Origin of the sequence: Paludisphaera sp. (assembly GCF_037189885.1) — a bacterium.
In the GTDB taxonomy this organism is placed as follows: Bacteria; Planctomycetota; Planctomycetia; order Isosphaerales; family Isosphaeraceae; genus Paludisphaera.
In genome coordinates, this window is the sequence record NZ_JBBCIR010000118.1 from 22,099 (window position 1) to 29,838 (window position 7,740).

3 protein-coding genes are annotated in these 7,740 nt (G+C 70.5%); all 3 read left to right on the forward strand.

Translation table 11 applies throughout. The features are described from left to right. The first annotated feature begins 4 nt into the window (after positions 1-4). Positions 5-1,777: a hypothetical protein gene (locus tag WG209_RS24960; RefSeq protein WP_337177832.1), complete on the forward strand. Its 1,773-nt coding sequence runs from the start codon at positions 5-7 to the stop codon at positions 1,775-1,777. 81 nt (positions 1,778-1,858) lie between these two features. Beyond that, a complete protein-coding gene (locus tag WG209_RS24965) occupies positions 1,859-3,937 on the forward strand; it encodes a hypothetical protein (RefSeq protein ID WP_337177833.1) in 2,079 nt (692 codons plus the stop codon). Between the two features lie 399 nt (positions 3,938-4,336). Further along, the coding region (locus tag WG209_RS24970) for a type II secretory pathway, component PulD (protein ID WP_337177834.1) at positions 4,337-7,740 on the forward strand (3,404 nt) is incomplete at its 3' end.

Genomic DNA, 7,740 nt, shown 5'->3' on the forward strand with positions numbered 1-7,740 from the left:
TCCCATGGATCAAGTCAAGGCATTCCTCTCGCAGGTCGTCCGATACCGCTTCTGGATCTCCATCTGCGTCGCCGTCCTCTTCTCCGCCGGGGCCTACGTGCTCGGCTCCGGGCCGGTCCAGAAGGCCGCGGAGGACGAGAAGAACAAGATCGAATCGGCCTACAAGGACGTGCAGCAGTACGCCTCAAGCGCCGTCCCCACGGCCGACTTCGCCCCCATCGTCCAGGCGAAGACCGAGGTCCTGAACAAGGACGTCGACGCCGCCTGGGAGGCGCTCTACGAGCGCCAGGCCCCCCTGCTCACCTGGCCGGAGACCGTCGCCGAGCGGTTCACCAAGTGGGGCCGCAAGTGGCCCGAGGACGTGGCCGGCACCGCCGTCCAGCTCGCCATCATCGACTACATCGAGGCCTACCCCGAGTACGTCGACTCGGTCTTCAAGGTCTTCCGCCCGTTCGACTACGAGACCGGCGAGGGCGTCGTCGCCTCGGCCCCGAGGGACCAGCTGCTCCAGGTCGTCGCCTTCGACATCAACAAGCTCCCGAAGCTCAACGAGGTCTGGTCCGCCCAGGAACGCCTCTGGGTCCAGCGCACCGTCCTGGAAGTCATCGCCGACGTCAACCGCGACGCCAGGGATTGGGACACCGCCTCCGTCAAGGAGATCAAGGTCCTCGAAGTCGGCAGCGCCGTCGCCCAGGACCAGCGCTCGCTCGCCAAGGGCGAGGAGCTGGAAGAGGCCGAGCCCATCGTCAATCCCGACGAGCCCGAGGAAGAGTTTGAAGAAGGTGGCATGGGCGGGATGGGCGGCATGGGCTCCGAGGGCATGATGGCCATGATGGGCTCCGGCGGCATGGCCAAGGGAGGCCGCGGCCCCGGCATGGGCGGGATGGGCGGCAAGATCGAGACCGCCGAGAGCGTCTTCTACCTCAAGCCCGAGAACGCCACCCAGTACAAGATCCTCCCCGTGATGGTCACCGTCCTCGTCGACCAGGAGCGCGTCCCCGACCTGCTCGTGGCCTTCGAGAACTCCCCCATGTCCATCGAAGTCCGCGACTTCGAACTCCAGCGCACCACCGACCCCGTCGTCAAGCCCGAGAAGGGCGACGAGTTCTCGGGCTACGGCATGATGGGGATGGGCATGATGGGCCCCGGCATGATGGGGGGACGCCGCGGCTACGGCGGCATGATGGGCCGCATGATGGGCGAAATGGGCGGGGCCGAAGGCATGAGCATGATGGGCCCCGGGATGATGGGGTCCGGCATGATGGGCCCCGGCATGATGCGCGGGATGGGCGGCATGGGCGGCATGGCCCAGGCCCGCAAGGGGGTCGACCGGCGTGGCGTCGACCGCGCCGAGAAGCGCAAGGAGGCCGAGAAGGCCATCACCGAGGCCAAGAGCGTCGAGCCCAGCCCCGACCTCTACTACAACATCGTCGAGGTGACCGTCTACGGGCAGGCCCGCTTCTACAACGAGCCCACCCCCGAGGCGGCCGAGGAGGCCTCCCCCGGCGAGGCCGACGCCGACGCCGAATCCGACGCCATGACCACCGAGCAGCCCGAGGCCGAGGAGCCCAAGGCCGAGGCCCCCGTCGAGCAGCCCGCGGCCGCTCCCGAGGCCCCCGAGGCTGATGAAGCCCAGGCCGCCCCCGCCGAGGAGCCCAAGGCCGAAGCGGCCCCCGTCGAGGAGCCCAAGGCCGAGGGGACCGCGCCGGCCGAGGAGCCCAAGGCCGAGGAGGCCGCTCCCGCCGAGGCCGACGCCCCCCAGCAAGGACAGCCCTGACCCGCTCCCGCCGGAGCGAGAACGACCGGACCCAACGTCCCCCCGGCCCTCGGGGGGCCTTCTTCCGACGGAGACCGTCGCATGGCCAACGCCACCGCGGAAAAACTCAAGAATTTCGGCCTGCGATTCGGGGACAAGATCGCCGTGGCCCTGGCCTCGGTCGTCTTCGTCCTCTGCCTGTTCCAGGCGGTGTCGCGGCCCACGATCGAGGTCCAGCCCGAACAGATCAAGAAGGCCGCGGAGGCCTCCGACTCCAACCTGCGTCGCAAGGTCCCGACCGAGGAGATCGTCCAGACCCTCGTCGAGGACGGGATCAAGACGTCCGACTTCGCCAAGGAGGCCGAGGAATCGGCCAACATGGTCCTGGTCGCCGCCGACTTCCGGCCTCGCCAGGAGTGGGTGACCCCGGAGCCGGGCGCCGGCCTGATCCGCGACCAGCCCGTCCTGATCGCCGCCACCAACGTCTACGCCTACCCCGGGCGCGGCGGCGGCCTCCTCTACGCGCTCGACTCCGAGGGGAACCGGATCGTCGAGGCCGAGCCCAAGGAGCCCCCCAAGTCCCAGACGTTCAACCGTGGTCGGCGGCGTGGCCGTCGCGGCGGTGGCGGGTCGTCGATGATGGGCTCCATGATGGGTTCCATGGGCGGGATGGGCATGGAAGGCATGATGGGCATGGGCGGTCCTCCGCAGACGCCCGAGGAGAAGAAGAAGGCCCAGGCCGAGTTCGAGCGGAAGCGGAAGGAGATGCAGGCCCGCCTCGCCGGCAGGGACGAGCCCGCCTCCAAGGACGAGGAGGAGCCCGAGGACGCCCTCACGAAGCCCCAGGGCCCCCCTCCCAAGGAGGTCACCACCGGCCTCCGCTGGGTCGCGATCACCGGCACGCTCGACCATGAGCAGATGAAGGAGAACTATCGCAAGGCCCTTAAGAACGCCACCATCGCCCACCCGAACTATCGCCGGCTGGACCTCCAACGCCAGGTCAAGCAGGCCGACGGCTCGTGGGGCGACTGGGCCGACGTCAACGCCGACCGCAACCTGGAGATCCTCGACAACCTCCCGATGGAGGACGAGGAACTCGTCCCCGACGAGGCCCGACCGGAGAACCTCGTCGACCCGCTGCCGTTCCTGGAGCACGGCCTGTGGGAGAAGGTCCACATCGCCAGCCTCGTCCCCAAGGAGTTGAAGGAGATCCCCGACCCGTCGCAGTCGCCGCAGGGCGGCATGGGGGGCTACGGCATGATGGGCTCCGCCGGCATGGGCTCGATGATGATGGGCTCGGCCGGGATGATGGGCTCCGCCGGGATGATGGGCGGCGATAGCGGCATGATGATGGGGAGCGGCAGCAGCATGGCCGGCATGGCCGGCATGATGAGCATGATGGGCGGCATGGACGGCATGATGGGCGGCGGCATGATGGGCGGCTCCGCCGAGACGCTGACCAACTTCTGGCGCTCGGAGGAGAAGCGGGTCATGATCCGGGCGCTGGACTTCACCGCCCAGCCCGACGAGAGCTACCGCTATCGGATCCGGATCGTGGTCTTCAACCCGAACCTGAACCGCGACGACGTCTCCCCCGGCGTGGACAACAAGTCGGAGGAGCTGGCCGGCCCCTGGAGCGAGCCGACGGACGAGGTGCACATGCCGCCGGACGTCACCGCCTACGCGATGGGTGTCCTGCCGCCGAGCCCGAGGTCGGACATGAAGGTGACGTTCCAGGTGGTGAAGTTCAACCCGGAGGACGGCCTGACGCTGCCGAGGAACATCGACGCCGCCCCCGGCGAGATCATCGGCGCCGGCGAGCCCCTCTCCACGGCGATCCCCACCGCCGACGGCACCGGCCAGAAGAACCGGCGGATCGACTTCAACAGCCGCCTGATGGTCGTGGACGTGGCGGGGGGCTTCAAGCCCCTGCCGGCCGACTTCCCCGGCAACGTCATCCCCCAGCCGGCCGCCGCGCTGCTGCTTCGCCCCGACGGGGCCGTCGAGCTGCGCGACGAGGCCGACGACCGCCTCGACGAGGTCCGCAAGGACGTCGAGAGCACCTACAAGCGCGAGCTCCAGGAGTCCGACAAGGTCCGATCCAGCTCCATGGGGAGCGGCTACGACATGATGATGGGCCCCGGCATGATGGGCAGCGGCATGATGGGCGGGCGTCGCTGATCGACCCCCGTCCCGGGCCCCTAATCCTCGACGCGATGAACGCCTCCCCCACGCCGGGGGAGGCGTTTTTTCTTGCCTTTTCGGCGCGCGCGGCATTTTCCGCGTTTTCGGGAAAAGTCGACCCCCCGCCTTGACCGAAACTCTTGTTAGAGGTACACACCGCCGCATCTTCTCCCGCTCCCGGCGCGCGGACCGGGCGTCCCTTCCGGGGCGCATCGGCGAGACGCCGCGGGGAGGGTGCGTTCCATGTCGGACGGTTAGAGGAAGACCCCGCCTCGGTGTACCGGGCGGTTTTCGGTCGCAGCTGCCAGCAGAATCGCGTCTCGCCGTGAGGACACGAACGAAGGCCGCTCTCAGGGATGTCGGCGGTCGTCCGCGTGGCGGCGAAAGGAGGTCGCGTTGAGAAGGCTCAGAGCGCTCACTGTCACCATGATCCTCGGCGCAGTGGGGGGAGCGTCCACGGAAGGAGCGGCCCCCGACGAATTGGCCGCGTCGCCGTCGACGACGGCCCGCAAGCCGGCCCCCGCCCCGCCGGTCAAGTACCTGGAGGCGGGCTCCCGGCTGTTCAACAGCGGGCAGTTCGACCTGGCCGCGAAGTATCTCGACGCGGCCCAGATGTATCGCGACGAGCTGGAGCCCGAGCACCAGAAGCTGCTGGACGACTACGTCCGGGAGCTGAAGCGGGTCAAGGGCGCGGCGCCCGCCGCGACGCCGCCGGCGACGACGCCGGCCCCGGCCGAGCGGCCGGTCGCCGTGACGGCCACCCCCTCGGCGCCGCCGGTCGCCTCGCGCACCGGCACGACGGAGGGCGAGGAGCCGGATCTGAAGCAGAAGGGCCGCTGGCTCCTGCAGGAGGCCGGCGAGCTGATCATGACCGGCGATTACGACGCCGCCGAGGCGAAGATCGACGAGGCCGACGCCCTGGGCGTCAAGTGGGGCCTCTTCGACTCCACCCCGGCGAAGGCCCGCCAGGCGCTGGCCAAGGCCCGCCCCAAGGCGGACCCCGCGGCCGCGGCGCCGACGAAGGTCGTCGACCACAAGGCCGCCAAGGCCAGGCTGGCCGAGGCCCGCGCGGCGCTGGCGGACCGCCAGTTCGAGTCGGCCGAGGCGATCGCCCTGGAGGTGAAGGGCTGGGGCCTGTCCTACGGCATGTTCGAGGACAACCCGGACAAGGTGGCGGCCGCCGCCCGCGCCCTGCGGAAGCGGGACGCCATCCGCGGCGCCGACCCCAAGGAGCAGTCCAGCCCCGGCGTGTATGACGTGCTCGTCCAGGAGTCGCGCCAGCTCGTGAAGGTCGGGAAGCTCGCCGAGGCCGAGGCCAAGGCCCGCCAGGCCCAGGCCATGAACGTCGTGCCGGCCCTGACCGCCGACCGCGCCGAGGCGGTCCTGCACGAGATCGCCCTGATCAAGGCCGCCCCGACGGCCCCGGCCGCGGAATCGGCCGCCGACGCCGCCGAGCTCGAGGCCGACGCCCTGCTCGCGAGGAACGACCAGGCCGCCGCGGCCGCCAAGTTCGCCGAGGCCCAGCGGCTCCGCTCCGCCGAGCGCGGCGCGACGAATCCGCCGCTCGACCTGGCCGTCGTGAAGAGCGGCGTCGACCCGATCGAGCTCGACGCCCCCGGCGACGACGAGGAGGGCGAGGACGCCGACGGTCCCGACCTCGACCCGGTCCCGGCCGCCCTCCCCGCCCCCGACCTGGAGCTCGCCCCGGCCCCCGCGGCCGACGACGACGCCCCGGCCGGCCCCGGCGCCGCGGCCATCGGCCAGGCCCAGGCCCTGTACTCCGAGGGGAATTACGCCGCCGCCCGCCAGGCCGCCGAGAAGGCCCGCGCCGAGGGCGCCGGCGTCGAGGCCGAGGAGATCTCCGCGCAGATCGACCTGGCCGAGCAAGGCGGCGCCCTGAGCCTCTACGAGGCCGCCCTCGCCTCCCTCCGGGGCGGCGACCGCGATCGCGCCCGCACCCTGCTGACCGAGGTCGCCTCCGCCGGCCCGGTCCTCGACGACAACCTCCAGGCCAAGGTCCAGGAGCTGCTGAAGTCCCTGACCACCGACCAGATCGGCGACCCCGCCGGCCGCGCCGTGGTCAACGACCGCATGGCCTCCGCCGACGACGGCGACTCGATCGCCGCCCAGAAGCTCAACGCCGAGGTCGGCGCCAAGATCGCCGAGGCCCGCCGCCTCCAGGAGACCGACCCCGACAAGGCCCTGGCCATCTACGAGACCACCCTCAAGGCCGTGAAGGCCTCCGAGATCCCGCCCAACCTCCAGAAGCCCATGGTCCGCCGCCTCGAGGTGGCCGTCGAACTCGCGAAGAAGGACAAGTCCATCTTCGACGAGAAGATGAAGGACAAGGGCTACCGCGAGGAGATCGAGCGCAAGCGGCTCCGCATCCTCGAGGCCGACTCCGCCAAGAAGTCGCGCTACAAGGAGCTGTTCGACAAGGCCCAGGCCGCCTACGGCGACGGCGAGTTCCACAAGGCCGAGCAGTACGCCAAGCAGGCCATGGAGATCGACCCCACCGAGGTCGCCGCCCCGATGATGGTCTTCAAGGCCAAGGCGGAGCGCCGCTACAAGACCGACATGAAGAACCGCTCCGCCAAGGAGGAGGGGTTCGTCACGGCGATGCAGAACGTCGACGCCGCCGCCGCGGTCGACGCCGAGGTCCTCACCCGCGACATCTCGTTCCCGACCTCGTTCCGCGAGCTGACCAACAGCCGCCGCGAGATGGTCAAGAGCCTGGAGCCCCGCAAGGACGCCCGGACCCTGGCCGTGGAGGCCAAGCTCCGCGAGCCCATCACCGTCAACTTCGACAAGCAGCCGCTGGGCGAGGCCGTGGCGTTCATCGCCAACTACACCGGCCTGAACGTCCAGCTCGACCCCAGGGCGCTGACGGACGAGGGGCTCACCTCCTCGACGCCGGTCGACCTGAAGCTGCAGAACGTCCGGCTGAAGACCGTCCTCAAGCTGATGCTCAGCCCGCTGGGCCTGAGCTACACGACCGAGGACGAGGTGCTGCTGATCACCAACAAGCAGGCCACCCGGCAGGACACGTTCTTCCACACCTACTACGTGGCCGACCTGATCAAGTCCAAGGAGGCCGACCCGTCCAAGATCGCCCGGGGGATGAACCCCACGCCGGCCGCCCGGTCGGTCGACGCCCAGGGCATGCCGCTGCTCGGCGCCGGCGCGGGGGGCACCTCGGTCGACGAGGGGGCCAAGCCCGAGATCTCCGACGCCGACATGATGCCGCTGATCCAGCTCATCACCTCCTCGATCGCGCCGGGCACCTGGCGGATCCAGGACGGCGACGGCCGGGACGTCTCCTCGGCCTACGGCCTGGGCGGCGCCTTCGGCGGCGGCGGGCTGGGCGGCGACGACATCGACGAGGGGCGGCCCCCCGGCTCGATCACGCCGTTCTTCCTCAGCATCAGCCTGATCATCCGCCACACGGCCGAGGTGCATGACCAGGTCGCCGACCTGCTCCGGCAGCTCCGCCGGCTCCAGGACCTCCAGGTCTCCATCGAGGTCCGGTTCATCACCGTCACCGACTCGTTCTTCGAGCAGATCGGCGTCGACTTCGACTTCGCCATCAACTCCAAGAGCGTCGGCAAGCAGAGCACCTGGGCCTTCCCGAGCAACGCCGTGACCGGCGACATCGGCGGCGGCGGCACCACCACCGGCGGCGGCGGCATCGGCGGCGGCACCACCGGCGGCGGCGTCGGCGGCGGCACCACCGGCGGCGGCATCGGCGGCGGCGGGATCGGCGGCGGCGGGATCGGCGGCGGCGGGATCGGCGGCGGCGG

Coding starts and splice junctions, on each gene's coding strand:
- WG209_RS24965 (WP_337177833.1), top strand. CDS start 1,859: ATGGCCAACGCCACCGCGGAAAAACTCAAGAATTTCGGCCTGCGATTC.
- WG209_RS24960 (WP_337177832.1), top strand. CDS start 5: ATGGATCAAGTCAAGGCATTCCTCTCGCAGGTCGTCCGATACCGCTTC.